Raw genomic sequence first — 23,336 nt, forward strand, 5'->3', positions numbered from 1 at the left:
GCGCTCGATGAGCGCGCCCTCCGTAGCGTGAACGCGCAACGGATCTATTTCTGGGCAACGGTACGTCATGAGTGAAATCAGAGAAATTCATGTCCCTGACATCGGGGACTTCAAAGACCTGCCGGTGATCGAAGTATTGGTCAAACCGGGCGATAAAGTAGCGTTCGATGACCCACTGCTGACGCTGGAGTCGGACAAGGCATCGATGGACGTGCCGAGTCCTGGTGCCGGCACTGTTGTGGCGGTGACAATTAAGGAAGGTGACCGTGTTTCCAAGGGCAGTTCGATCCTCACGTTGCAGATGGCAATTGATGAAGCTCCTGTTGCTCAACCGTCCGTCATTAGCCCGGTCGTGGCCGAACCCATCGTAAACATTCCTCCGCAGCCACTCGTCGTCAAAGCGCCTGCCCCAGCGGTGAGTATTTCTGGCCCAAAACCCCACGCCAGCCCTTCGGTACGCAGCTATGCCCGCAAACTGGGCGTGGATGTCAGCCGCGCGATTGCCACCGGTAAGGGTGGGCGACTGCTTCGTGAAGATATCGAGCGCTTCGTCAAAGACGCTCTGGTGCATCTAGACAGTTCCGCGCCGCGTGCCGATCAAACCGGTGGACTCAATTTGCTGCCGTGGCCGGACATCGACTTTGCCAAATTCGGCACGGTCGAAAAGGTCGCGATGTCGCGGATCAAAAAGATCTCAGGAGCCAATCTCGCGCGCAACTGGGTGATGATCCCCCACGTCACCAACAACGAAGAAGTCGATATTACCGAGCTGGAAGCGTTTCGCGTTCAGCTCAATCAGGAGGGCGGCAAAGACGCGGTCAAGTACACCATGCTCGCGTTTTTGATCAAGGCCGCGGTCGCCACCTTGGGAGCCTTCCCATCGTTCAACAGTTCGCTGGGCAACGAAGATGGCGAGCCGATCCTGATTCTAAAGCAGTACTTCCACATCGGTTTTGCCGCCGACACACCGAACGGTCTGGTGGTGCCGGTCATTCGCGATGCCGACAAGAAGGGCATCGGCCAGATCGCCACGGAATGTGGCGAATTGGCGCGCAGAGCCCGTGACGGCAAGTTGGGCCCCGCCGACATGAGCGGCGGAACCTTCACCGTTTCCAGCCTGGGCGGCATTGGCGGCACCGGTTTTACGCCAATTATCAATGCGCCGGAAGTGGCGATCCTCGGCGTGACCCGTGCGCAAATCAGACCGGTTTGGGATGGCAAAGCTTTCGCGCCGCGTCTGATTTTGCCCATGGCATTGTCATGGGATCACCGCGTCGTCGATGGCGCGGCGGCAGCACGTTTCCTTCAGCATCTGGCGGTTCTGTTGGCAGATTTCCGTCGAATTTCGCTGTGAGGGAATACCCATGAGTCAGGTTATTGAAGTGAAGATGCCCGGCATTGGCGATGCCGCTGCCATGCCGGTGATTGAGGTGCTGGTCAAGGTTGGCGATGTCGTGGCAGTCGACGACGCGATCTGCACGCTGGAATCCGACAAGGCGACGATAGATGTGCCGTCCTCTGCCGCCGGTGTGGTCAAGGAAATAGGGGTCAAGGTTGGCGAGAAGGTTGGTGAAGGCGCGGTGTTGTTGACGCTGGAATCGAATGAGGCAGCCGTGGAACCTTCGCCATCCGCTAAAGCCGCGCCAATGCCTGCAACGGCTTCAACCGGCAGCGACGCTGATCTGGAGTGCGATGTGCTTGTCCTCGGCGGCGGTCCCGGCGGTTACTCCGCTGCATTCCGCTCGGCCGATCTTGGCCGGAAGACCATCATGGTCGAGCGCTACTCCGCATTGGGCGGCGTGTGCCTTAACGTCGGTTGCATCCCTTCCAAAGCGCTGCTGCATATCGCCTCGGTAATGGAGGAAGTCCCGCATCTGGCGTCACTGGGCATCGACTTCGGTGCCCGAAAGGTCGATATCGACAAGCTGCGCGCCCACAAGAAATCGGTAGTCAACAAGCTCACGGGCGGCCTCGCCGGCATGGCCAAGGGGCGCAAGGTCGAGGTCGTGCGCGGCGTCGGCCGTTTCCTTGATTCGCACCGTATCGAGGTCGCCCTGTGTTCCGGTTCCGGCCAGGAGCAGACGGGCGAGAAGCAGGTTATTCGCTTCAAGCAGTGCGTGATTGCCGCCGGCAGTCAGGCCGTCAAGTTGCCGTTTATGCCGCAGGATCCGCGCATCGTTGACTCCACCGGTGCGCTGGAGCTCAGGGCTGTGCCGAAACGCATGCTGGTGGTCGGCGGCGGGATTATCGGACTGGAAATGGCCACGGTTTATTCGGCGCTGGGTGCGCGTATCGATGTGGTCGAGATGCTGGACGGCTTGATGCAAGGCCCGGATCGCGATCTGGTGAAAGTCTGGGAAAAACACAACAGCCATCGTTTCGATCACCTGATGTTGAACACTCGCACGGTAAAAGCCGCGGTGAGCGAGCAGGGCATCTGGGTGACCTTTGAGGGTGAAAAAGCGCCGGCAGAACCGCAGTGCTACGACCTGGTGTTGGTCGCGGTCGGGCGTAAACCCAATGGCAATCAGCTTGATGCCGACAAGGCCGGCGTCAATATCAATGAGCGCGGTTTCATCCCCGTCGATAAGCAACTGCGCACCAACATGCCGCACATCTTTGCGATTGGCGACATCGTCGGCCAGCCGATGCTGGCCCACAAAGCCGTTCATGAAGGCCATGTCGCTGCTGAAGTCGCGGCAGGTGAAGCCTTGAACAACGCAGAACTGGCGCGCAGCCGATTTGATGCGTTACAGATTCCCGGCGTGGCCTACACCAACCCCGAAGTGGCTTGGGCTGGTCTGACTCAGCAAGAAGCCAAAGATCAAGGCATCAAGGTCGAGGCGGCGGTTTTCCCATGGGCGGCATCTGGACGTGCGATTGCCAATGGGCGCGATGAAGGCTTCACCAAGCTGCTGTTCGACGCTCAAACCCATCGAGTGGTTGGCGGCGGCATCGTTGGCACCGGCGCGGGAGATTTGATCAGTGAGGTGTGTCTGGCCATCGAAATGGGCGCCAACGCCGAGGACATCGGCAAGACCATCCACCCGCATCCGACATTGGGTGAAACCGTGGGGATGGCGGCGGAAGTTGCCCATGGCAGTTGCACCGACTTGCCGGCGGCACGTCGTAAAGATGCGTGAAGGAGGAAATGATCATGAATGCCTGCAATGAGGCGAATCTGGCGGACTTGAGCCACTGGGTGGGCCGCGAAGAACTACATAGCGACCGTATCGACCAACGTACCGCGCAAGGGCTGGCAGCGACGCTCGACCTCAATTCCGACACCCTGCACGAAGGTGCTGAGTTACCGCCCTTGTGGCACTGGGTGTACTTCTCGCCGAATGCCCGACACAGCGAAATTGGCGTCGACGGGCATCCGCAACGCGGTGGTTTCCTGCCGCCGGTGAATCTGCCCAATCGTATGTGGGCAGGCGGGCGGCTGAGCTTTGAGCAGCCGCTGCGCGTCGGTGAAGCGGTCACCCGGGTATCGCGCATCCTGTGCTGCGAGCGCAAATCCGGACGCAATGGCGAGTTGCTGTTTGTGACCGTCGAACACAAGCTTTCTGGTGAGCGTGGTGTGTGCGTGTTGGAGGAGCAGGACATTGTCTACCGCCAGCCCGCTCCGAAAGGGGCGCCCCTTGCCGGCGAAGCGACAGAGCGCCGTGGCGAATTCTGCCGGCTGATTCATCCCGACCCGGTGTTGCTGTTTCGTTATTCAGCACTGACGTTCAACGGCCATCGCATTCACTACGACAAGCCCTATGCCACTCGGGAAGAAGGCTATCCGGGCCTCGTCGTGCAGGGCCCGCTGGTCGCCACATTGCTGCTCGAAGCCTTTCGAACGTCGCATCCGCACAAGCGCATACGACACTTCGCTTTCCGCGCGATCGGCCCGCTGTTCGATACGGCGGACTTTGAAGTCTGCGGTCAGCTCACCGGCCCGGGAAGCGCCGATCTTTGGACCGACTGCAACAAGCGCTCGACGATGAAAGCTGAAGTCACGTTCGACTAAAACCCAAGCGTTTTAAAAAAGGTGCCGCTGTGCAGGAGCGCCAAGGGCACTGCTGCGCCGCGATCACTACAGACAAGACAGGAAACCGACATGACCATGCTCTACGCCCCCGATGAACATCAGGAAATCCGCGACGCCGTGCGTGCCTTGTGCAGTGAGTTCCCAGACGAATACCACCGCAAGATCGACGAACAGCGGGCCTACCCTGAGGCCTTTGTCGATGCATTGATCAGCGCGGGCTGGCTCTCGGCGATGATCCCAGAGGAATACGGTGGCTCGGGCCTGGGGCTGACTGAGGCGTCAGTGATCATGGAAGAGATCAACCGTTCCGGCGGTAACTCCGGCGCAGTGCATGGCCAGATGTACAACATGAGCACGCTGCTGCGTAACGGCAGCGCCGCGCAGAAAGAAAAGTACCTGCCAAAGATTGCGGCCGGCGAGTTGCGCATCCAGTCAATGGCGGTCACCGAGCCTACCACGGGCACCGACACCACCAAGATCAAGACCAACGCGGTGAAGAAGGACGGCCGCTATGTGGTCAACGGGCAAAAGGTGTGGATCTCACGGGTGCAGCACTCCGACCTGATGATCCTGCTCGCACGTACCACGCCACTGACCGAGGTGAAGCGAAAGTCTGAAGGCATGTCGATTTTCATCGTCGACCTCAAAGACGCAATCGGCAAGGGCCTCACCGTGCAGCCGATCCCCAATATGGTCAACCACGAGACCAACGAGCTGTTCTTCGACAGCCTGGAGATCCCAGAGGAAAACCTGATTGGCGAGGAGGGCAAGGGCTTCAAATACATTCTCGACGGGCTTAACGCCGAGCGTACGTTGATCGCCGCCGAATGCATCGGCGACGGTTACTGGTTCATGGAGCGCGCGGTTAAGTACGCCAACGAACGCGTGGTGTTCGACCGTCCCATCGGGCAGAACCAAGGCGTGCAGTTCCCGATTGCCGACGCCTTCATCGAGATCGAAGCCGCCAACCTGATGCGCTTCAAGGCCTGCGAGCTATTCGACGCGCACCAACCCTGTGGCGCCCAGGCCAACATGGCCAAGTATCTTGCCGCCAAAGCGTCGTGGGAAGCCGCCAACGTTTGCCTGCAAACCCACGGTGGGTTCGGCTTCGCCAATGAATACGACATCGAGCGCAAGTTCCGAGAGACCCGGTTGTACCAGGTCGCGCCGATCTCCACCAACCTGATCTATTCCTACGTCGCCGAGCACTTGCTCGGGCTGCCGCGGTCTTTCTGAGGGCTCCATTATGGCTTCTACCCAACCGGTACTTGCGCTAGAAGGGATCACGGTGGTATCGCTCGAACACGCCATCGCAGCACCTTTGGCCACACGTCATCTGGCTGACCAGGGCGCTCGCGTGATCAAGGTCGAGCGTCCAGGCAGCGGCGATTTTGCCCGTGCTTATGACGCTCGTGTTGATGGTTTGGCCTCGCACTTTGTGTGGGTCAATCGCTCGAAAGAAAGCCTGACCCTGGATCTGAAACAACCGGAGGCGCAGGAGATTTTGCTGCAGCTCCTGTCTGAGGCCGATGTATTGGTGCAGAACCTTGCGCCCGGCGCGGCGGCCCGGTTGGGGCTTTCATACGAGGCACTTTCAGCAAAAAACCCGAAGCTGATCGTCTGTGATATTTCGGGATATGGCGAGGGTGGGCCGTACACCGAGAAAAAGGCTTACGACTTGCTGATTCAGAGCGAGGCGGGGTTTCTGTCGATCACCGGTACACCTGAAGAACAGGTCAAGGCAGGTATCTCCATCGCTGACATCGCGGCCGGCATGTATGCCTACACCAATATTCTCGCGGCGCTGATCCAACGTGGCAAAACCGGACGTGGCCGGCGCATCGAAATCGCGATGATTGATGCGATGGTCGAGTGGATGGGTTTCCCGATGTATTACGCCTACGAAGGTCAGGAGCCGCCGCGCCGTACCGGTGCTTCCCACGCGACGATTTACCCGTACGGGCCGTTCCTCGCCGGCGATGGCCGTACCGTCATGCTTGGCCTGCAGAACGAACGCGAGTGGGCGGTGTTCTGCGACAAGTTGCTGGACAACGCTGCACTCGCCACGGATGCGCGGTTTGCCAGCAATGCGCTGCGCACCGCCAACCGTGAGGTTTTGAGCAAACTGATTGAGCAGAACTTCGCCAGCCTCAGCGCTGATGACGTGATGGCCCGCCTCGATTCCGCTGACATCGCCAATGCCAACGTCAGCACCATGAACGACATCTGGAACCATCCGCAACTCGCCGCACGTCAACGTTGGACAAGCGTGGACACACCCGCAGGGCCAGTACCCGCGCTGCAGCCACCGGGCATGGGCGGTGAGCATCCCGCGCGCATGGGACCGGTACCGGCACTTGGGGAACATACCGCTGCGATTCTGCGTGAACTCGGCTATGCCGACCGCGCTAATGAACTGCGCGACAGGAAGGTGGTGTGATGGCGATTCGAAAACTGAACCTGGCACGTGCGCGCACCTTTCTGTTCGTACCCGCGAACCGTCCGGAACGCATTGGCAAAGCACTGAATAGCGGCACTGATGTTGTGGTGGTCGATCTCGAAGACGCGGTTGCACCGGTCGACAAACCGGCTGCACGCCTGGCCTTGCTGGCCTGGCTGGATGAGCATCCCGATGAGCGCGTGTCGGTGCGCATCAATGCCGCCGACACGCAGTGGCATGAGCATGATTTGGCCGCCTGCCGCCACACCGGAATCGCTGCCGTGATGCTGCCAAAAGCCGACAACGCTACGCAGGTGCAGCACGCCCATAGCGTTACAGGAAAGCCGTTGTTATGCATCATCGAGACCGTGCAAGGCATTGATGCCTTGACGCCTATCGCCGGTGCGCCGGGTTGCGCGCGCCTGATGTTCGGCAAGCTGGATCTGGCCGTTGAACTCGATCTGATCCCCGACGAATCAGACCCTGAAGAACTAGTGTTCCTGCCGTGGCGCGCAATGCTCGTACTCGCGAGCAAACGGGCAAGACTGCCGGCACCGGTCGATGGAGTGTTTACCTCCATCGGTGATCAACCGGGCCTAGCTCGGTACGCCGCGCGCGCACGTCGGCACGGGTTCAGCGGCCAGTTGTTGATTCATCCGAGTCAGGTCACGGAAGCCGCGGCGGCCTTCACGCCCTCGGCGATGGACATCGAATGGGCGAACGCCGTTTGCCGGTTGGGTGACGCTGCCGGCGGCGGGGTGGTGGTACTCGATGGCCGGATGATAGACGCGCCGGTGATGGCGCGGGCGCGGAACATTCTTGCGTTGGCGGCGGAGTTTGGTTTCGGGATCTGAAACGTTGTTCTTTTCTATTTCGGAACAACTCTTCGGCCCATTCACAAATTCTTAAAATCGGCCCATCTCACTACTATCGAGGTGTGGCAACAGCAGTCGAATTCGCCTTGCGCTGGTCAGTCCCGGCGCAGGCCAAACGTTTCAAATGCAGGAGCATGCCCCATGGAAAATAATGCAAACAAAAAACCGATGGCCATGAGTGGAGTACGCAACGGAGTACGCAGCGGGGCTGATTACATCGCCTCGCTGCAAGACGGTCGCTCCGTGTGGATTGATGGCGAGCGCATCAAGGACGTGACGGTGGACCGCCGTTTTCGTGGCGCGATTCAATCCATCGCAGATCTGTATGACATTCAGTGCGATCCCGCCTTGCAGGACAAGATGACGTTCGAATCGCCGACTTCCGGCGCGCGCGTCGGTCGCTCGTTCATGTTACCGCGCTCGGCTGACGATCTGCGCCTGCGCCGGGAAATGATGAAGACCTGGATGGACGCTGTCGGCGGCATGATGGGCCGCACACCGGACTTCCTCAACGTCATGGTCAGCGCGCATGCCTCCGCGCATGAACTGTTCGCCGCCGGCGGTGAGCAATTCGGCCAGAACATCCTCAAATACCATGAATTAATCCGCGAAAACGACCTCGCGCTGACTCATTCGCTGGTGTCGCCAGACATCGACAAGCGCCTGCAAATGTTCGAGCAGCCGGGCGACATGGTCATGCGTGTGGTGCGCGAATCCGATGCCGGAATCTACGTATCCGGTGCGCGTTCGGTGGCCACCCTCGGCCCGTTGGCCAACGAAGTGCTGATCATGCCGGCGGCGGCGAAATTTCCGCTGGTGGCCGATGCCGAAGCCTACGCGGTTGGCTTTGCAGCGCCGATCGACACCCCCGGGATGAAGATGATTTGCCGTCCCTCGCTGCCTTCCAAAGGCCGGTTCGCCAACGACCCACTGACCGGCCGCATGGACGAAATGGACGCCGTGCTGTGGTTTGAAGAGGCTTTCATTCCTTGGGAACGGGTGTTCATGTACCGCAGCATCAAAGCGGTCGAATTGGCGATGAAGTCGCCTTCCGGCCCGCATGGTTCGCACCAGTCCGCCACGCGTTCACTGGCGAAGATGGAGTTTCTGTTGGGCATCGCCTACAACCTGACCGAAGTGAACCACAGCCGTTTCCCCAACGTCATGGTGCAACTGTCGGAATTGGTCGCTTATGTCGAAACCTTGCGCGCGATGATTCGTGTGGCTGAAATCGACTGCGTACCGGGCCCCGGCGGCACCGTTGTGCCATACGAGCAGCCGCTGAATGTGGTGCGCGCTCAATATCCGGCGATGCATGCTCGAGCTCTGGAAATCCTGCAATTGCTCGGCGCCGGCAACGTCGTTGTGGCGCCAACGGTCGAAGATCTTTACAGCGAAAACGGCCCGGCCATCGAACGTTACTGCGCCGGGGCCGATATCCCTGCCGAACGCAAGATGCAGCTGCTGCGGCTAGCCTGGGATGCTTCCTGCTCGTCGTTCGCCGGACGGCAAAATCTGTATGAAAAGTTCTTCTCGGGCGACCCATGGCGTAACGCGCAAATGCGTGGGGAGCGCTATCCCGGCGCTCGCGAGGCGCAAGACCGTGTGTGGGCGTTCCTTGATCGCAATAGTGAATGGGATCAACGCATCAACGGCCAGTAATAGAAGGCTGTCGCAGCCGTTGATAGCCACGTTGCGGTAGCTGACCAAAATAATAATGTGCGGAGTTATGTATGCCTCGTATCCAACTGCCGACCCCCGACGATGAACCCGAAGCCTTTGCGCTGCTGAGGGCCAAGCGGGGGCATGCGCCGAATGCACAAATCTTTCGAACCCTGGCCATCTGCCCAGAAATCCTTGAGGTCTTCATCCCTATGGCCGATGCGGTACGCGAAGGCTGTGGCCTTGACCCCAAATTGCGCGAAATGGCTATCGTGATGTCGTGCCAGACCATGGGCACCCATTACGAGCACGATCCTCATTGGAATCGCGCCATCAAGGAAGGCGTCTCCAAGGAGCAGATGTTAGCGCTGTGGGACTTTGAAAAGAGCGAACTGTTCTCTGATCTTGAAAAGGCCGTGTTGCGTCTGGCCCGTGACGCTACCCGGGCACCGGCTCAGGTCAGCAAACAGGTTTGGGAGGACGTGTACCACGACCTTGGGCAAAAGCAGAGCGTTGCGCTGCTGTTCAATATTGGTTGGTACAACATGACCGGTCGTTTGACTGGTCCCCTCGAGTTGAGCAACGAGGCCGATTTCACTCGGCTCTGAACAGACACCAGGAGACTTTCCATGCCATTGCCAACACCAGTCTATTACCCACCGTTCAACATCACCCGGTCGAGCCACGCCGTCATCACCTCGCGCGATCTGGAAGCCAGTCGCGATTTTTACGAGCAGGTCATTGGCCTGGTACTGACCGAGCGCGATGCCGATACCTTGTACTTCCGTGGACTGGAGGAGGTGTGCCACCACAGCCTGGTGATCAAGCGTCACAACGGCGAGCATCAAGCCGAAGCAATCGGCTTTCGGGTGTACACCGAAGAAGAGTTAGACAAGGCGGAGCACTTTTACAGGTCCAAGGGCCTGCCGGCACGTTGGATCGAGGTGCCTCACCAGGGGCGTACCCTGTTGGTCAATGACCCCGCCGGAACACCTGTGCAGCTGTGCGCCACCATGAGCACGACGCCAAGGGTGTACACGCAGTTTCAGGACTTCAAGGGCGGCGCGGCCATGCGCTTCGACCACTACCAGATCCAGGTGCCAAATGTGCAGGAGCAGACCGACTTCTATGCAGAAATGGGCTTTCGCATTTCCGAATACATGGCGCTGGATGAAAAGTTAATTGCAACGTTCATGTTCCGCAAGCCCGGCACGCAGGACATCGTGTTCCTGGAGAACCCGGGTCCACGCCTGCATCACTTTGCCTACACCGTTTCGGATTCGAGCAGCATCCTGCGCGCCTGTGATATCGCCGGCAATCTGGGAATGGGCGATGTCGTCGAGCGCGGGCCGGGGCGGCATGGCCCGGCGGGTGTGCTGTTCGTGTACTTGCGCGACCCCGATGGCCATCGGGTCGAGTTGTTCTGTGATCACTACCTGCTGATCGATATCGAGGTAGAGCCTGTTGCGTGGGATGTGCGCAAGCCTGGTCTGGCACTGCGCTGGGGCTTGCCACCGCAGGAGTGCTGGTTTAACGAGACCACGCCGTTCGGTGGTATTGCGACAAAACCGCTGGATCACGAGCGCGGCCCTTTGGTGACGCTTGAGACTTACTTGGCAGACAAGGCACGCACGCGGGCTACCAAGTAATGGCACGGTTTCGATAATAAGAACACGCGAGGCATTCAACATGACGATACAGGCAGCAACCCAAGCAGACACATGCAAAGCTTTCGATGGCCGTGCGCTGCGTGACGCTTTCGGCTCGTTCGCCACGGGCGTGACGATTGTCACCACATCAGGACCCGACGGTGTGGATATCGGTTTGACCGCAAACAGCTTTTCCTCGGTGTCGCTGGACCCGCCGATGGTGCTCTGGAGCCTGGCGCGTACCTCCTTGAATATGGATGCCTTTCGCAACAGCGGGCATTTCGCCGTGCATATCCTGTCCGATGATCAGGAGGCGCTATCATCGCGTTTTGCGAGCAAGGGCATTGATCGATTCGAGGGGCTGACATTGGATCGCGGCCCGGACGGCGTGCCTTTGTTGGCCGATTGCATGGCTCGTTTTATCTGCAAGCTAGCTTATCAGTACGAGGGTGGGGATCACGTCATTTTCGTTGGCGAAATCGTCGACTTTGGCCATTCGGCGCGCAAGCCTTTGGTCTTCCACGGCGGCCGATACGGCTTGTTGCTGCCCAAGGCGACTGTTGCGCCCGTTGCCAGCGGGGACGAGTTCAATAACCTGTCCTCCGATGACTTGTTGTATCAGGTCTCGAATGCTTACTTGCGCACTCGCCAATGCATGATTGAAAAGCTTGAATCCCGGCGGTGGACGGCCGAGGAGTACGCCGTGCTCAGCATCATTGGCCGTGAGGATGGCTTGTGCATGCCTGAAATCGTCGCGCGCAGCGAGAAAGTCCGTGGCCAGGGTGTTTCCGCAAGCATTGTGCAGAAACTAATCCGGCGACGGTTGCTGCAGGAGGTTGATTCCAATGACGGGCAAGTCGCTGTCACCCTGACCAGCGAAGGCCGGCTTGCAGTCTTGGAACTTATTGCCATACGCAAATCGAGCGAGGCCGATGTTCAAGGCAAGCTGGACCCCAGCGAAGTGCAATTACTCAAGCACCTCCTGGCGCGGCTCTACACATGAAAATCGCGCGCTACCGCTCTGCAGCGGGGGGGGAGCGGCTCGGTATAGCCACCGATGCGTCCGGTCTCGAGTGTCTGGTGGATGTTGGCCTGGCGGCGGCCGCCCGGGGTGGCCCCGCCACGCCGACATCGGTGATGGCGTTGATCGAAGACGGAGCACCGGCGATGGACGCCACGCTCGAACTGCTCGCCTGGGCGGCGGCTCGTCAGGATCCCGCCTGGTTGGAAGACCCAGGCACCGTGCAATGGCTGACACCGCTGCCACAGAAGTCGATGTTCTGCGCCGGGCGCAATTTTGGTCGCCACAAGCTGGAGTCGATCAGGGGTAATACCGCCAACGCCAGTGCAGTGCACAGTGATTTTCCAACGGGTTTTATCAAGCTCGGACGTACGCTGGTCCCGCACAAAAGTCAGGTTAAGCGCCCCGACGATGTGCTCGATTTCGACTATGAAGTCGAGATCGCACTGGTAATCGGAAAAACCCTTGACGCGCAGAGCGATATCGATCCCGCGAGCGCCATATTCGGCTACACCATTTTCAACGACCTGTCGGCGCGGGAGTGGCAGCTGCGCGAGATGCAGAATGGGATGATCATGCTCGGAAAGAATTTTCCTGGTTTTGGCCCGATAGGCCCCTACATTCTCACGGCAGACGCCGTGCCGGACCCCAGTGGCCTGGTGCTGTGGCTGAAGGTTAACGGCCAGTTACGCCAGCATTCCGACTGCCGCGATTTGATCTTTGGCTTTCCCGAGATGGTTGCGTTCTGGTCGCGTTTCGGCCTGGTCCCCGGCGACCTGATCAGCACCGGTACGCCCGAAGGCGTCGCCTTGCACCACAAGCCCGACCCGCGTGAGTGGTATCTGAAACCGGGTGACCGGGTGGAGGCGGGCGTGGATGGTATTGGCGTCCTGGAAACGTTCATCGTCTAGAAACCCCATTTACTGTTTATGGAGTGTTTTATGAAACTGTATTACTTGCCCGGCGCCTGCCAGATCGGCATCCATGCATTGCTCGCTAAAATCGGCAAGCCATTCGAGATTGAAATGGCCGCCCGTCCGGGAACGCCTGAATTCGAGTCCTATACGCGGATCAACCCCAAGGGCAAAGTCCCGGCGCTGATTCGCAATGACGGATCGCTGCTCACGGAATTTCCGGTGATCGCCTTGTACCTGGCCCGCACGAATCCGGAGCAGGCGCTGATCCCGACGGATATTGAAGGTGAGATTCGCGTACTGGAAATGACAGAGTACCTGGTATCTACCGTGCACATGCAGGGCTACACTCGTGCTCGCCGGCCGGAAAAATTCGCGCCGAGCGCGGGAGACCATGGCGCGGTACAAGCCCAGGGTCTGAAAGTATTCCAGGCCGGGCTAGACCGTGCAGAACGACAGATCAACGGCAAAGAGTGGCTGTTCGAAAACTTGACCATCGCGGATTTTGCGCTGTTCTATCTTGAACACTGGTGTGTGCTCAATAGTATCGGTTCATTGGGTCCGGGGTGTCAGGCACACCATGACCGCCTGTGGTCAAACGTTGCAATCCGTCGCGCCGTCGAGTCTGAACTCACTCCCTCATTCTGAGCGCTCCACCATGGACATGCTGTTGAAGTTGAAGGCTTTCGTCGTGACCGCCGACACCGGTAACTTCTCAGCCGCCGCACGCACGCTTTACACCTCTCCATCGGTCATCATGAAGCGGGTTGACGAGCTTGAATGGGATTTCAAAACGACCCTGTTCGATCGCTCAACCCGACGCTTGACGCTGACGGACACCGGCCATAGCTACGTTACCCATGCCCGTCAGTTGTTGCGGTCTTACAACGATATGGCTAGCGGCGCAATTCTAAGTCCCGGCACCATTGAAGGCCCGATTAGGATCAAGGTCCCGGCGGTGCTGATTAGGCAAGGCCTTGGCGGTCTGTTCACGCGCTACCGCGCTGAGCATACGCGTGTCCAGTTGGAGATCGTGGCATCTGACCGAGGTGGCAACCCGGTGGAGGAAGGCTTTGATATATCGGTCGGTATGGATCAACTGGCCTACTCAGATGTGATCGAGCAGGTCATTCGGCCCTTTCCCCGTGTCATGTGTGCGGCCCCTGCCTATCTTTCGCGGTGTGACGTATTGCTGCATCCACGGGACCTAATCCAGCATCCATGCCTTTCGTTTTCCCTTGCGGGATCGATTTGGGCATTCAATTCGCCAGAGGGCCGCATCGAAATCGACGTGCGCCCGGTCCTCATCACCAATGACGAAGGCTATTTGTGCGCCGCCGCCCGCGACGGCCAGGGGATTGTTCAACTGGCATTGCCCATCGTTGCCGACGCTCTTGAGGCCGGGGAGCTTGTCCCTGTGCTGGAGCAGTTTTCCCTGGTCGAACGCTGGGTGAAAATAATGGTGCCCACTGCGCGGATGGAACTGACGCGGGTCAAGCTGTTGTTTGATCAAATGGCGATGCACTTGACCTCCGGTATCGACTACGCCCAATAAGCCAAGCTCAATCGGGTGATGCTGCAACAGCACCCTGAGTAGGCACGCGAAACACAACTTTCACCGATGACTTTTTGCTTGCGCAAGCCAATTTTGCGAGCGCGGAGGCGGGCGTTTGCTTTGCCGCGCGCACAACCAGCGTCCTGACTGAACCATCAATTTTCTGACTGCGGTGCAGCGGGTTTTATCATTGTTCATGCCGAAAAGGGCCTGCATATACTCGCGTCAACACATAAGCAACGTTCAACTAACGGGGCTTTTTCAACCACCGGAGTTCACGCATCACACCCTTTCTCTAGCTCTAGGTAGCAATCATGCAAATAATAAAAATAAGATTTGCAGTGCCGCAACATGCTCTATACCGCCAAAGCCTTCGTACCGTGCTGGTTGCAACCAGCCTGTTGACTGCCTGTCACTCACTGGCCGCGCAGATCGATATCGGCGATCCCGACATTAAGTTGCGCTGGGACAACACGGTCAAGTACTCCACCGGTATGCGTGTCAAGAATCAGAGTGACACCCTTACCCAAAACGTTCCTGCCACTCCAGGTAGCGGAGCTGGTCCGGCAGCGCTTAACGGCGACGACGGTGACCGCAACTTCAAGCGCGGCCGATTGATCTCCAATCGGTTCGATCTATTGTCCGAAATGGACCTGGTCTTTCGCGACGATTTCGGCTTCCGCTTGAGTGGGGCTGCCTGGTACGACGACGTCTACAACCATAAGAACGACAATGACTCGCCGGCGACCAACAACTCGCTGTCGGTGTCGCACAATGAATTTACCGACGACACCCGCGATCTGCACGGCCGCAAGGCTGAGCTCTTGGATGCGTTCGTATTCGGGGGGGCTGATGTGGGCTCGGCGCGCGTGAGCGGTCGCCTGGGCCGGCACACGGTGCTGTGGGGTGAGAGCCTGTTCTTCGGTGCCAACGCCATTGCCGGCGCCCAGTCTCCGGTGGACGCGGTGAAGGCATCCTCAGTGCCAGGATCGACCACCAAGGAAATTATCCGGCCAGTGGGGCAGTTCTCCGGCCAGATCCAGTTTTCCCCCGCGCTGACCCTGATGGGCTACTACCAGTACGATTGGGAGGCTACGCGCCTGCCTGCAGCGGGCAGTTACTTTTCGGTTAACGACTTCATTGGCGATGGTGGCGAGCGCATTCGCTTCGCTCCCGGTGTACCCGGTGTCGGCCTGTCGCGCCAACAAGACCTCAAAGCCAGCGATAAAGGCCAGTACGGCCTCGGCTTGCGCACTCAATTGGGCGAGTGGGAGTTCGGCGTGTACGCGATTCGTTATCACGCCAAGACCCCAGTGCTGTATTCCAGGAACCAGTTCACGGGTATCACCGGCGCAGGGTTTGGCACGTATCAATGGGTCTACCCGGAGGACATCAAAGCCTACGGAGTCAGTGCAACCACGACCGTGGACTCGGTGAACTTTGCCGGTGAACTCTCTGTGCGTCGCGACACGCCGCTGACCAGCCTGCCGGTGAGCGTTGGCACAGCGGACGCCGACAACAACAATCATGCGTTTTACGCCATCGGCAATTCGGCCCACGCCAACGTGTCGATGATCTGGACGATGCCGCGCAACTTTCTATCCGACGAACCCAGCCTCTCCATGGAAGTGGCCTACAACCAGCTGACCAGTTGCACCAGCAACTGCAATGTCATGGACCCAGGCCTAGACCGTCGTGCTGCAGCGGTGCGCGCACTCTTTGCGGCGCCACAGCGCAATGTGATGGACGGCCTGGACCTTACACCGTCATTTACCGTCGGCTACAACCATGGCAAGTCACCCGTGGTGCTGATGGGTCCTAACAACGGCGGGGACATGACGTTCACGCTGGCGGGCAACTACTTGACGGTGTGGGACTTCTCGCTGGCTTATACCCATTACTACGGCGCGGAAAATACCGCCACGTACGCGTCCACCGATCCCAGCGTTAACGGCACGTACACCTTCGACCAGTCCTTGAAAGATCGGGATTTTGTCTCAGCGTCGCTGCGTCGCACCTTCTAAGGGAAATCACATGACCATTTTCACTCGCATGACCTTGCTTGCGTTGGCCTGCGCCAGCTTGATGACACCGACGGTCCAGGCTGCCGTTTCTGCGGAAGAAGCAGCCAAGCTCAAAACCACACTGACGCCGCTGGGTGCAGAGCGTGCGGGCAACAAAGAGGGAACTATTCCGCCCTGGGAGGGCGGGTATCCGGTGGATGCTTCGAACAGCTCTGCCGCGATTGCGGACCTGTTTGCCAAGGACAAGCCGTTGCTGACCATCACGGCCCAGAACGCAGAGCAGTACAAAGAAAAGCTGACCGAAGGCACCTTGGGCCTGTTGAAGCGGTATCCGACCTTCAACGTTCAGGTGTTCCCGAGCCGGCGCACGGCTGCGGCGCCGCAATGGGTCTATGACAACACGTTTGCGAACGCTACTCGGGCGACGATGGACCCGAGCGGCGCGCTCGGCCCTTTTCCTAAGGGCACCTACGGTGGTATTCCTTTCCCCATCCCGAAAAACGGCGAAGAGGCCATCTGGAATCACCTGTTGCGGTGGACTAGCCCTGGCTACCAGACTACGCCCAGCCTGGCGCGCGTGACGCCTGAGGGCAAAGTGATCCCGGTCTCACAGAATGTGGCCAAGAGTTCGTTCCCGTACTACGACCCAAACAGCAACCTGGAAAAATGGCAAGCCGCAGGTTCCAACATTGTGGTGCGTCGCGTAGACACGTCGGGGCCGCCCATCCGTGCGGGCGAAATTTTGCTGCAGCGCGTCAACATCAACGACATTGAGTCCAAAACCTGGGTGTACCTGACTGGCCAGCGGCGTGTTCGTCGCCTGCCGCTGACCTGCTGTGATGTTCCCAGCCCGGTGGCGGGTGGGATTCTCAATTTCGATGAGGTTGAGGTCTATTCCTCTTCCATCGGACGTTACGACTGGAAGCTGGTGGGCAAGCGCGAAATGTACGTGCCGTACAACACCAATAGCTATCACCAGGCCGCTTCGCTCGACCAATTAATGAAGGCGCAGACCGTCAACCCGGATCTCGTGCGTTTCGAACAGCACCGTGTATGGGTCGTCGAGGGCACGCTAAAGCAAGGCCAGCGCCATGTGATTCCTCGCCTTCGTGTGTACCTCGATGAGGACACCTGGATTGCTGTCGCAGGCGAGCGTTGGGATGCGCAGGGGCAACTCTGGAAAGTGACTTACAACTTGCCAACCGTATTCCCCGCAGCGCCCGGCATCATCGTGGCGGGCTATATGTCCTACGACCTGATTGGTGGTGGCTACTTCGCGTCGGCTTATTTCCCCCGTGATCAGCAGGTCGATCTCAACGCCAAGTTGCCTGACCGCATCTTCACCCCTGAATCCCTCGCTGGAGAAGGCGTTCGTTAGAGCTGTATCTCGCTGAACAACGATCCCTGATGAGATGACCGGTATGAATAACAATAACAATGAAGGCGTCGACGGCTCGCGTCGCACGCTGCTACTGCTGGGGTTGGGCGTGGGGCTGCAAGTGTTGTTGGCCCCCTCACTCGCGTCCACCATTGTTGCGTCCGCTTCGGCGGTCATGGGAGGGCCGCTGCACGAACCTGCGGCGATGACCGCGCGCGCCGCACACGCTGTGCTGACCCGAGTGGTACTGGCCGGTGATCGGCTGGTGGCTATCGGCGAGCGCGGCCTGGTCGTGCTGTCAGATGACGGTGGTCGACAGTGGCGCCAAGCCCGTGTGCCGGTGAGTGTGACGCTGACATCCGCGAGCTTCGCCGGTGCTCGTCAGGGTTGGATTGTTGGGCACAGTGGCGTTGTGTTGCACACCGCCGATGGCGGCGAGAACTGGTCCCTGCAAACCGATGGGGTGGCGCTCGCCAGCGCCGCCCTGACGCAGGCGCAGGCGTTGCCTGCGAGTGCCGAACGCGAACAGCATATTCAGCAAGCTCAGCGTCTTGTGGACGAGGGCGCAGACAAGCCCTTGCTGTCGGTTTGCTTCGCGAACGCCCAGCACGGGATGGTGGTTGGCTCGTTTGGCTTGGCAGCGACCACTGACGACGGCGGTAGGACATGGACCCCTTGCCAGAATCGTCTGCCCAACCCGGGGAGCATGCATCTATATGCAGTCGCGCAGCATGACCAGACCTGGGTGGTTGCCGGAGAGCAGGGCGTGCTGATGCACAGCCGCGACGATGGCGTGAGCTTCCAGGCATTGACTGCACCTTTCGAGCGAACGTTGTTTGCTGCGACAGCCACGCGTGAGGGTGGTTTCGTGTTCGCCGGCCTATTGGGTGCAGCCTGCCGCATCGATCCTGGCAGCACCGCCGTGACATCAATCGAGTTGCCAACGCTGTTGACGATTTTATCCTGTGTTGAGTTGCGCGATGGCCGCGTGATGTTGCTGGCGCAGGGCGGACGAGTCCTTGCAAGCCGGGATGGAAGTGCTCACTTCAGTGAGCAGCAGTTGCCGCGACGTGCGCCTCTGACCTCGCTGATTGAAGCATCTGACGGAGGACTTGTTGCCACCAGCCTGGGCGGAGTAGCCCGACTTGGCTGATGTCATCCCTACCTGCGCTTGCGCGACACGCCACACAATGAGTTCAACGCCATGACCACTGTGACACCCACCGAGCCCACTGCTTGTCGGCTCGAAGATTTCGACCCATGCTCGGGTTCCCGGCTCGAACGTGCCGTTTTCAACCACCGCATTCTGGTGCTGCTGTTGTGCGTGCTGGTCACTGTCCTGCTGGGCATCAGCGCCTTGAGCCTGAAGCTCAATGCCAGTTTCGAGAAAACCATTCCAACCAACCACCCCTACATCACGAACTACCTGGACAACAAAAAAGAGCTCACTGGCTTGGGTAACTCCGTGCGCATTGCGGTGGAATCGCGCAAGGGCGACATCTACAACGCCAGCTATCTGGAGACACTGCGCCAGATCAACGACGCGGTGTTCATGCTGCCGGGGGTCGACCGCGCGTTCATGAAGTCGCTGTGGACGCCCAACGTACGCTGGACGGCGGTGACCGAAGAGGGGCTGGATGGCGGTCAGGTTATCCCAGATCACTATGACGGCTCCGCTGCCAAGCTCGAAGAGTTGCGCATGAATGTGCAGCGTTCCGGAGAAATCGGTCAATTGGTGGCGAGCAACGGTGGCTCCACCGTCCTCCAGGTGCCCCTGCTGGAGCATGATGCTTCCGGCAAGCCGCTGGACTACGCAGCGCTGTCCGAACAGCTGGAACAATTGCGGGCCAAGTACAGCAATGGTGAGGTGGCCATTCATATCACCGGTTTTGCCAAGCTGTCCGGCGACCTTATGGATGGCATGCAAGAGGTGATCGGGTTCTTCTTCATCGCGCTGGCCATCTGTGCGGCGATGGTGTTCTTGTACAACCGTGACCTCATCAGCACCGCGCTGGTAGTGATGACCTCCGTGACCGGCGTGCTGTGGCAGCTAGGCCTATTGCCTCTGCTGGGCTATTCGCTGAACCCATACTCCATGCTGGTGCCGTTTCTTATCTTCGCGATCGGTATCAGCCATGGCGCCCAGAAAATGAACGGCATCCTGCAGGACATCGGGCGCGGCACGCACCGCTACGTGGCAGCCCGTTTCACCTTCAGGCGTCTGTTCCTTGCCGGTCTGACAGCGCTGCTGGCGGACGCCGTAGGCTTTGCGGTGCTGTTGATGATCGATATTCCGGTGATCCGCGAGCTGGCTATCGCCGCCAGCCTAGGCGTGCTGGTACTGGTGATTTCCAATCTGATTTTGCTGCCCGTGCTCTTGAGCTACGTAGGTGTGAGCCGCAAAGCAGCGGAGCGGGCAGTGCGCCGGGAATCGGCCACCGCGGCCGGCGAGAGCAATGCCTTATTCACCTGGCTGGTACGCTTCACCGAGGGGCGCCGTGCCGCCGTAGCCATCGTTACGGCAGTGGTTTTGGCAGTGGTGGGCATCGCCGTCGGTACTCAGTTGAAAGTCGGCGACCTTGACCCAGGCGCTCCGGAATTGCAGGCCGACTCGCGCTACAACCGCGACGTCACCTATCTCACCAACAATTACGGCGCCAGCAATGACCTGTTCGCCATCATGGTCAAGACCTCCGATGGTAACTGCAGCCAATACGACGTATTGCGTCGGGTCGACCGGCTCGAGTGGGAGCTGATGGAGCTTCCCGGCGTCGAATCGACTCAGTCGATTGCACGGCTGCAACGGCGCTTGATGGTAGGCATGAACGAAGGCAGCCCGCTGTGGTACGACTTGTCGAGCAACCAGAGCATGCTCAACACCATCACCGCCCGCGCGCCTCGTGAGTTGTACAACGAAGAGTGCAACCTGCTGACGGTATACGCCTACTTGCGTGATCACCGCGCCGAGACGCTTCAGCAGGTGGTCGACTTGGTTGAGCGCTTCGCCCTGAAAAACAACGACCAGGATGCCACTTTTCTGTTGGCCGCCGGTTCAGCGGGCATCGACGCTACCACTAACATCGTGGTGCACAAGGCCTGGTACCAGATGTTGTTCATGGTTTACGGGGCTGTGGCGCTGCTGTGCTTTGTGACTTTCCGCTCATGGAGGGCGGTACTTGTGGCCATGCTACCGCTGATGCTCACGTCCATCTTGGCCGAGGCTTTGATGGTGGGGCTTGGGATGGGCGTCAAGGTTGCAACGCTGCCGGTGATTGCGCTCGGCGTCGGTATCGGCGTGGATTACGCGCTGTATGTATTGAGCGTAACCCTGGCGCAACTACGTGCCGGCGCGTCTTTGAAACAAGCCTATGCCACCGCTCTGCAGTTCACTGGCCGAGTGGTGCTGCTGACCGGTGTAACGCTGGCGGCGGCGGTCGCGACTTGGCACTTCTCCAGCATCAAGTTCCAGGCGGACATGGGCCTTCTGCTCGCATTCATGTTCTTGTGGAACATGCTCGGCGCCCTGATCCTGATACCGGCACTGGCGCGCTTTCTGCTGCCCAGCGCACCTAAAGGTGCCACCGTCGAGGCGGTCGACGCAGCGCCCCAGCCTGCAACAACAGCACCCATTCCCACGGCTCAAACGGGAAAGCGTGCCTTCGAAAGTGCCTGCCATGAATCATTTTGATTTTTCACACAACCTAAAATAAAGGAAAAACCATGGATCGCTATATCAATCGTTTGTTTCACGTCTGCATCACCGTTGCGGATATCGATGCTGCACTTGAGTTTTATTGTGATGTGCTCGGGCTTGAGTCCATCGGCAAACTTCGCCACGAAAGGGCGCCCGGTGAAATCCTCGGTTTCCCTAATCAAATCATTGAAATTCATGCCGACCACCTCGTGGGCAAACACAAGGAAAACGCCACGGTTATCGATTTGATCGAATTCTTGGAGCCCAAGACTGTTGTGAGCACTGCACCTTCGGCGCCGTTGAATCATGCCGGTATTAACCGTATGGCGTTTGGTGTGGACAGCACCGATGCCATCCATGAGAAGCTCAAGGCACGCGGCGACATCGTGTTTCTCTGCGAACCACAAGTGGTGATCGCTCCAACCGGCGGTAAATTCAAAATCCTGACGTTCAAAGACCCCTTCGACAATGTCCTGGAAGTCATCGAATACTGCAAATAAGCGGTTCTTTATAAAAAGCGGATACAGCTTCTTACTCGGAAAAATCGGAGAATTTTAGATGAGTGTCACACAAGATAAATCCGAAATTATTGACGTCATCAACCTCTACGGCGTTGCGCTGGACGCTCACGCCTGGGACTTGCTGGACGAGGTGTTCACCGAAGATGCGCACGCAGACTTCGGGCCTGCCGGCGCAGTCTGGAAGTCGGTGGGTGCGCTGAAGTTCGCCTTCAAGGACTTCCACGAAACGCTCACTAACCACATGCACACCATGACTGGTTCTTGCGTACATGTGGAGGGCGATACGGCATATGCATTGACCTATGGTGACTGGCTGCTTTCTCGCGATTCGGCAGTGGGTGGGCCTGATTGGGTTGGTCGTGGCTGGTACGACGATGTGTTGGTGCGTACTGACAAGGGCTGGCGCATCAGCAATCGTATCTGTCGTTTGATTTCCTGGACCGGCAATCCGAATGTCCCTGAACCGGCGTATGAACAGCATCCAGTGATGACCACTCACACGCTGCGCAGTCATCGCGAAGAAGGCAGAATTCGGTTCTTCGAAGCCATCGCCAAAAAGTAATCAGTTAATAGCAGCGAAGGATCCACTTCTGATTGTTTGACGGAAGTGGTCTGGGTTTCTATTGCCCGAAATTCCATTGTGGCGCTCTGGCGAAGAGCAATTTTTTATTATGGAAACCTAACCATGAGTGACCAGACCGTTATCTGGACAGTGGGCATCAATTGCTCAGCGGAAGACGAAGACAAGTTCAATGTTTGGTATGACGACGTGCATGTACCGATGTTGATGCAGGGTGACTGCGTGAGAAAAGTCAGCCGGTTCAAGTTGGCCGATGAGACCTATCACGTTGGCGTAACCACCCAGCCGTGCCCGACGTACCTGACGATTTATGAATTCGACAGTCAGGAAAAATTCGAAGACTGGATGAAGAGCCCGTCGCGTATTGAAGCCGGTGAAGACAAGACCAAGACCTGGGGCGACAAGGTGTATGACGTCCAATGGGCAACTCGTTACAACCTCACTAACGCCTGGAATGGCTAATCAACGGACGGTAAAAGTTATGAATGCTCTGGTTAAGAAACTTCTTCACGTTTGCATCACCGTCCCGGACGTTGATCAGGCCCTCAAGTTCTACCGTGATGTACTGGGTTTTGTTTCGACCTTTGAAACCAGAACCGATGAAGCGGATGGCCCGCTGCTGGGTTTCGCCGAAGATGAGATCAGCATTTACGCGCACCACATTCTGACCGCAGGCGCCGATGCCAAGCATGCCACCGAAATCAATCTTATCGAGTACACCAAGCCGGCAACGATCATCGGTGATGGCCCGTACGAGCTGATGAATCAGGTCGGGATTACCCGTCTTGCACTACTGGTTGAAAACACTCGAGAAGCCTTTGAAAAGATCAGCGCCTACGAAGGTGTCGAAGTGGTTTGCGAGCCCAAAGACATCATCATCCGCAAGCCTGGGCAAAACCTGACCATGACCTGGTTCAGCTTCAAAGACCCTTACGGTGTGTTCATCACCATTGCCGAACCGCCAAAAGCCTAAGCAACTCCGTTCAA

Annotated in this window: 21 protein-coding genes; all 21 read left to right on the forward strand. The window is 58.5% G+C overall.

All coding sequences use genetic code 11. The annotated features are described in order from the left end of the window. Window positions 1-67: 67 nt before the first annotated feature. The 21 genes from ACA046_RS11210 (at window position 68) to ACA046_RS11310 (ending at window position 23,322) form a co-directional block, all read left to right on the forward strand. Window positions 68-1,354 (forward strand): dihydrolipoyllysine-residue acetyltransferase, encoded by a 1,287-nt coding sequence (locus ACA046_RS11210; protein ID WP_497676495.1) that lies wholly within the window; start codon window positions 68-70, stop codon window positions 1,352-1,354. Between the two features lie 10 nt (window positions 1,355-1,364). After that, entirely contained in the window at window positions 1,365-3,143 is a 1,779-nt protein-coding gene (gene lpdA, locus ACA046_RS11215; RefSeq protein ID WP_497676496.1) for a dihydrolipoyl dehydrogenase, read from the forward strand. A 14-nt stretch (window positions 3,144-3,157) separates the two neighbouring features. Then, the gene (locus ACA046_RS11220; RefSeq protein WP_497676497.1) at window positions 3,158-4,015 is read left to right on the forward strand and encodes an HTD2 family dehydratase; all 858 of its coding nucleotides are present in this window, start codon (window positions 3,158-3,160) and stop codon (window positions 4,013-4,015) included. 96 nt (window positions 4,016-4,111) lie between these two features. Next, window positions 4,112-5,272: an acyl-CoA dehydrogenase family protein gene (locus ACA046_RS11225; protein ID WP_497677068.1), complete on the forward strand. Its 1,161-nt coding sequence runs from the start codon at window positions 4,112-4,114 to the stop codon at window positions 5,270-5,272. Between the two features lie 10 nt (window positions 5,273-5,282). Next, window positions 5,283-6,476 carry a CaiB/BaiF CoA transferase family protein gene (locus ACA046_RS11230; RefSeq protein WP_497676498.1) on the forward strand — a complete coding sequence of 398 codons (1,194 nt, stop codon included), beginning with the start codon at window positions 5,283-5,285 and terminating at the stop codon, window positions 6,474-6,476. Continuing rightward, window positions 6,476-7,330, forward strand: coding sequence for an HpcH/HpaI aldolase/citrate lyase family protein (locus ACA046_RS11235; protein WP_497676499.1), 855 nt, complete (start codon window positions 6,476-6,478; stop codon window positions 7,328-7,330). Before ACA046_RS11230 ends, ACA046_RS11235 begins: the two co-directional genes overlap by 1 nt. Before the next feature lie 162 nt (window positions 7,331-7,492). Then, window positions 7,493-9,013: a 4-hydroxyphenylacetate 3-hydroxylase family protein gene (locus tag ACA046_RS11240; protein ID WP_497676500.1), complete on the forward strand. Its 1,521-nt coding sequence runs from the start codon at window positions 7,493-7,495 to the stop codon at window positions 9,011-9,013. 71 nt (window positions 9,014-9,084) lie between these two features. Then, window positions 9,085-9,621 (forward strand): carboxymuconolactone decarboxylase family protein, encoded by a 537-nt coding sequence (locus ACA046_RS11245; RefSeq protein WP_497676501.1) that lies wholly within the window; start codon window positions 9,085-9,087, stop codon window positions 9,619-9,621. A 21-nt stretch (window positions 9,622-9,642) separates the two neighbouring features. Continuing rightward, window positions 9,643-10,662: a VOC family protein gene (locus ACA046_RS11250; RefSeq protein WP_497676502.1), complete on the forward strand. Its 1,020-nt coding sequence runs from the start codon at window positions 9,643-9,645 to the stop codon at window positions 10,660-10,662. A gap of 40 nt (window positions 10,663-10,702) precedes the next feature. Beyond that, window positions 10,703-11,665 carry a flavin reductase gene (locus ACA046_RS11255; RefSeq protein WP_497676503.1) on the forward strand — a complete coding sequence of 321 codons (963 nt, stop codon included), beginning with the start codon at window positions 10,703-10,705 and terminating at the stop codon, window positions 11,663-11,665. Then, complete coding sequence (locus tag ACA046_RS11260) at window positions 11,662-12,594, forward strand: fumarylacetoacetate hydrolase family protein (protein WP_497676504.1); 933 nt, start codon at window positions 11,662-11,664, stop codon at window positions 12,592-12,594. The genes ACA046_RS11255 and ACA046_RS11260 overlap by 4 nt, the downstream gene beginning before the upstream one ends. Before the next feature lie 30 nt (window positions 12,595-12,624). Beyond that, window positions 12,625-13,245 (forward strand): glutathione S-transferase family protein, encoded by a 621-nt coding sequence (locus ACA046_RS11265; protein ID WP_497676505.1) that lies wholly within the window; start codon window positions 12,625-12,627, stop codon window positions 13,243-13,245. A gap of 10 nt (window positions 13,246-13,255) precedes the next feature. Beyond that, the gene (locus ACA046_RS11270) at window positions 13,256-14,152 is read left to right on the forward strand and encodes a LysR family transcriptional regulator (protein WP_497676506.1); all 897 of its coding nucleotides are present in this window, start codon (window positions 13,256-13,258) and stop codon (window positions 14,150-14,152) included. Window positions 14,153-14,466: 314 nt separating this feature from the next. Beyond that, complete coding sequence (locus ACA046_RS11275; RefSeq protein ID WP_497676507.1) at window positions 14,467-16,176, forward strand: DUF1302 domain-containing protein; 1,710 nt, start codon at window positions 14,467-14,469, stop codon at window positions 16,174-16,176. Window positions 16,177-16,186: 10 nt separating this feature from the next. Further along, the gene (locus ACA046_RS11280) at window positions 16,187-17,554 is read left to right on the forward strand and encodes a DUF1329 domain-containing protein (protein WP_497676508.1); all 1,368 of its coding nucleotides are present in this window, start codon (window positions 16,187-16,189) and stop codon (window positions 17,552-17,554) included. Between the two features lie 43 nt (window positions 17,555-17,597). Continuing rightward, on the forward strand, window positions 17,598-18,707 hold the full coding sequence (locus ACA046_RS11285; protein ID WP_497676509.1) for a WD40/YVTN/BNR-like repeat-containing protein: 1,110 nt from the start codon (window positions 17,598-17,600) through the stop codon (window positions 18,705-18,707). 51 nt (window positions 18,708-18,758) lie between these two features. Next, a complete protein-coding gene (locus ACA046_RS11290) occupies window positions 18,759-21,242 on the forward strand; it encodes an efflux RND transporter permease subunit (protein ID WP_497676510.1) in 2,484 nt (827 codons plus the stop codon). Window positions 21,243-21,274: 32 nt separating this feature from the next. Further along, the gene (locus ACA046_RS11295) at window positions 21,275-21,748 is read left to right on the forward strand and encodes a VOC family protein (protein WP_497676511.1); all 474 of its coding nucleotides are present in this window, start codon (window positions 21,275-21,277) and stop codon (window positions 21,746-21,748) included. A 58-nt stretch (window positions 21,749-21,806) separates the two neighbouring features. Further along, window positions 21,807-22,331 carry a nuclear transport factor 2 family protein gene (locus ACA046_RS11300; protein ID WP_497676512.1) on the forward strand — a complete coding sequence of 175 codons (525 nt, stop codon included), beginning with the start codon at window positions 21,807-21,809 and terminating at the stop codon, window positions 22,329-22,331. Window positions 22,332-22,454: 123 nt separating this feature from the next. Next, window positions 22,455-22,811, forward strand: a complete 357-nt coding sequence (locus tag ACA046_RS11305; protein WP_497676513.1) for a DUF4286 family protein — start codon at window positions 22,455-22,457, stop codon at window positions 22,809-22,811. Window positions 22,812-22,830: 19 nt separating this feature from the next. Beyond that, window positions 22,831-23,322: a VOC family protein gene (locus ACA046_RS11310; protein WP_497676514.1), complete on the forward strand. Its 492-nt coding sequence runs from the start codon at window positions 22,831-22,833 to the stop codon at window positions 23,320-23,322. Window positions 23,323-23,336: the final 14 nt, after the last annotated feature.

The organism is Pseudomonas sp. LBUM1641, assembly GCF_059716235.1.

Excerpts from the sequence above, each read along its gene's own strand:
- ACA046_RS11210 (WP_497676495.1), top strand. The coding sequence starts at position 68 with ATGAGTGAAATCAGAGAAATTCATGTCCCTGACATCGGGGACTTCAAA.
- lpdA (WP_497676496.1), top strand. The coding sequence starts at position 1,365 with ATGAGTCAGGTTATTGAAGTGAAGATGCCCGGCATTGGCGATGCCGCT.
- ACA046_RS11220 (WP_497676497.1), top strand. The coding sequence starts at position 3,158 with ATGAATGCCTGCAATGAGGCGAATCTGGCGGACTTGAGCCACTGGGTG.
- ACA046_RS11225 (WP_497677068.1), top strand. The coding sequence starts at position 4,112 with ATGCTCTACGCCCCCGATGAACATCAGGAAATCCGCGACGCCGTGCGT.
- ACA046_RS11230 (WP_497676498.1), top strand. The coding sequence starts at position 5,283 with ATGGCTTCTACCCAACCGGTACTTGCGCTAGAAGGGATCACGGTGGTA.
- ACA046_RS11235 (WP_497676499.1), top strand. The coding sequence starts at position 6,476 with ATGGCGATTCGAAAACTGAACCTGGCACGTGCGCGCACCTTTCTGTTC.
- ACA046_RS11240 (WP_497676500.1), top strand. The coding sequence starts at position 7,493 with ATGGAAAATAATGCAAACAAAAAACCGATGGCCATGAGTGGAGTACGC.
- ACA046_RS11245 (WP_497676501.1), top strand. The coding sequence starts at position 9,085 with ATGCCTCGTATCCAACTGCCGACCCCCGACGATGAACCCGAAGCCTTT.
- ACA046_RS11250 (WP_497676502.1), top strand. The coding sequence starts at position 9,643 with ATGCCATTGCCAACACCAGTCTATTACCCACCGTTCAACATCACCCGG.
- ACA046_RS11255 (WP_497676503.1), top strand. The coding sequence starts at position 10,703 with ATGACGATACAGGCAGCAACCCAAGCAGACACATGCAAAGCTTTCGAT.
- ACA046_RS11260 (WP_497676504.1), top strand. The coding sequence starts at position 11,662 with ATGAAAATCGCGCGCTACCGCTCTGCAGCGGGGGGGGAGCGGCTCGGT.
- ACA046_RS11265 (WP_497676505.1), top strand. The coding sequence starts at position 12,625 with ATGAAACTGTATTACTTGCCCGGCGCCTGCCAGATCGGCATCCATGCA.
- ACA046_RS11270 (WP_497676506.1), top strand. The coding sequence starts at position 13,256 with ATGGACATGCTGTTGAAGTTGAAGGCTTTCGTCGTGACCGCCGACACC.
- ACA046_RS11275 (WP_497676507.1), top strand. The coding sequence starts at position 14,467 with ATGCAAATAATAAAAATAAGATTTGCAGTGCCGCAACATGCTCTATAC.
- ACA046_RS11280 (WP_497676508.1), top strand. The coding sequence starts at position 16,187 with ATGACCATTTTCACTCGCATGACCTTGCTTGCGTTGGCCTGCGCCAGC.
- ACA046_RS11285 (WP_497676509.1), top strand. The coding sequence starts at position 17,598 with ATGAATAACAATAACAATGAAGGCGTCGACGGCTCGCGTCGCACGCTG.
- ACA046_RS11290 (WP_497676510.1), top strand. The coding sequence starts at position 18,759 with ATGACCACTGTGACACCCACCGAGCCCACTGCTTGTCGGCTCGAAGAT.
- ACA046_RS11295 (WP_497676511.1), top strand. The coding sequence starts at position 21,275 with ATGGATCGCTATATCAATCGTTTGTTTCACGTCTGCATCACCGTTGCG.
- ACA046_RS11300 (WP_497676512.1), top strand. The coding sequence starts at position 21,807 with ATGAGTGTCACACAAGATAAATCCGAAATTATTGACGTCATCAACCTC.
- ACA046_RS11305 (WP_497676513.1), top strand. The coding sequence starts at position 22,455 with ATGAGTGACCAGACCGTTATCTGGACAGTGGGCATCAATTGCTCAGCG.
- ACA046_RS11310 (WP_497676514.1), top strand. The coding sequence starts at position 22,831 with ATGAATGCTCTGGTTAAGAAACTTCTTCACGTTTGCATCACCGTCCCG.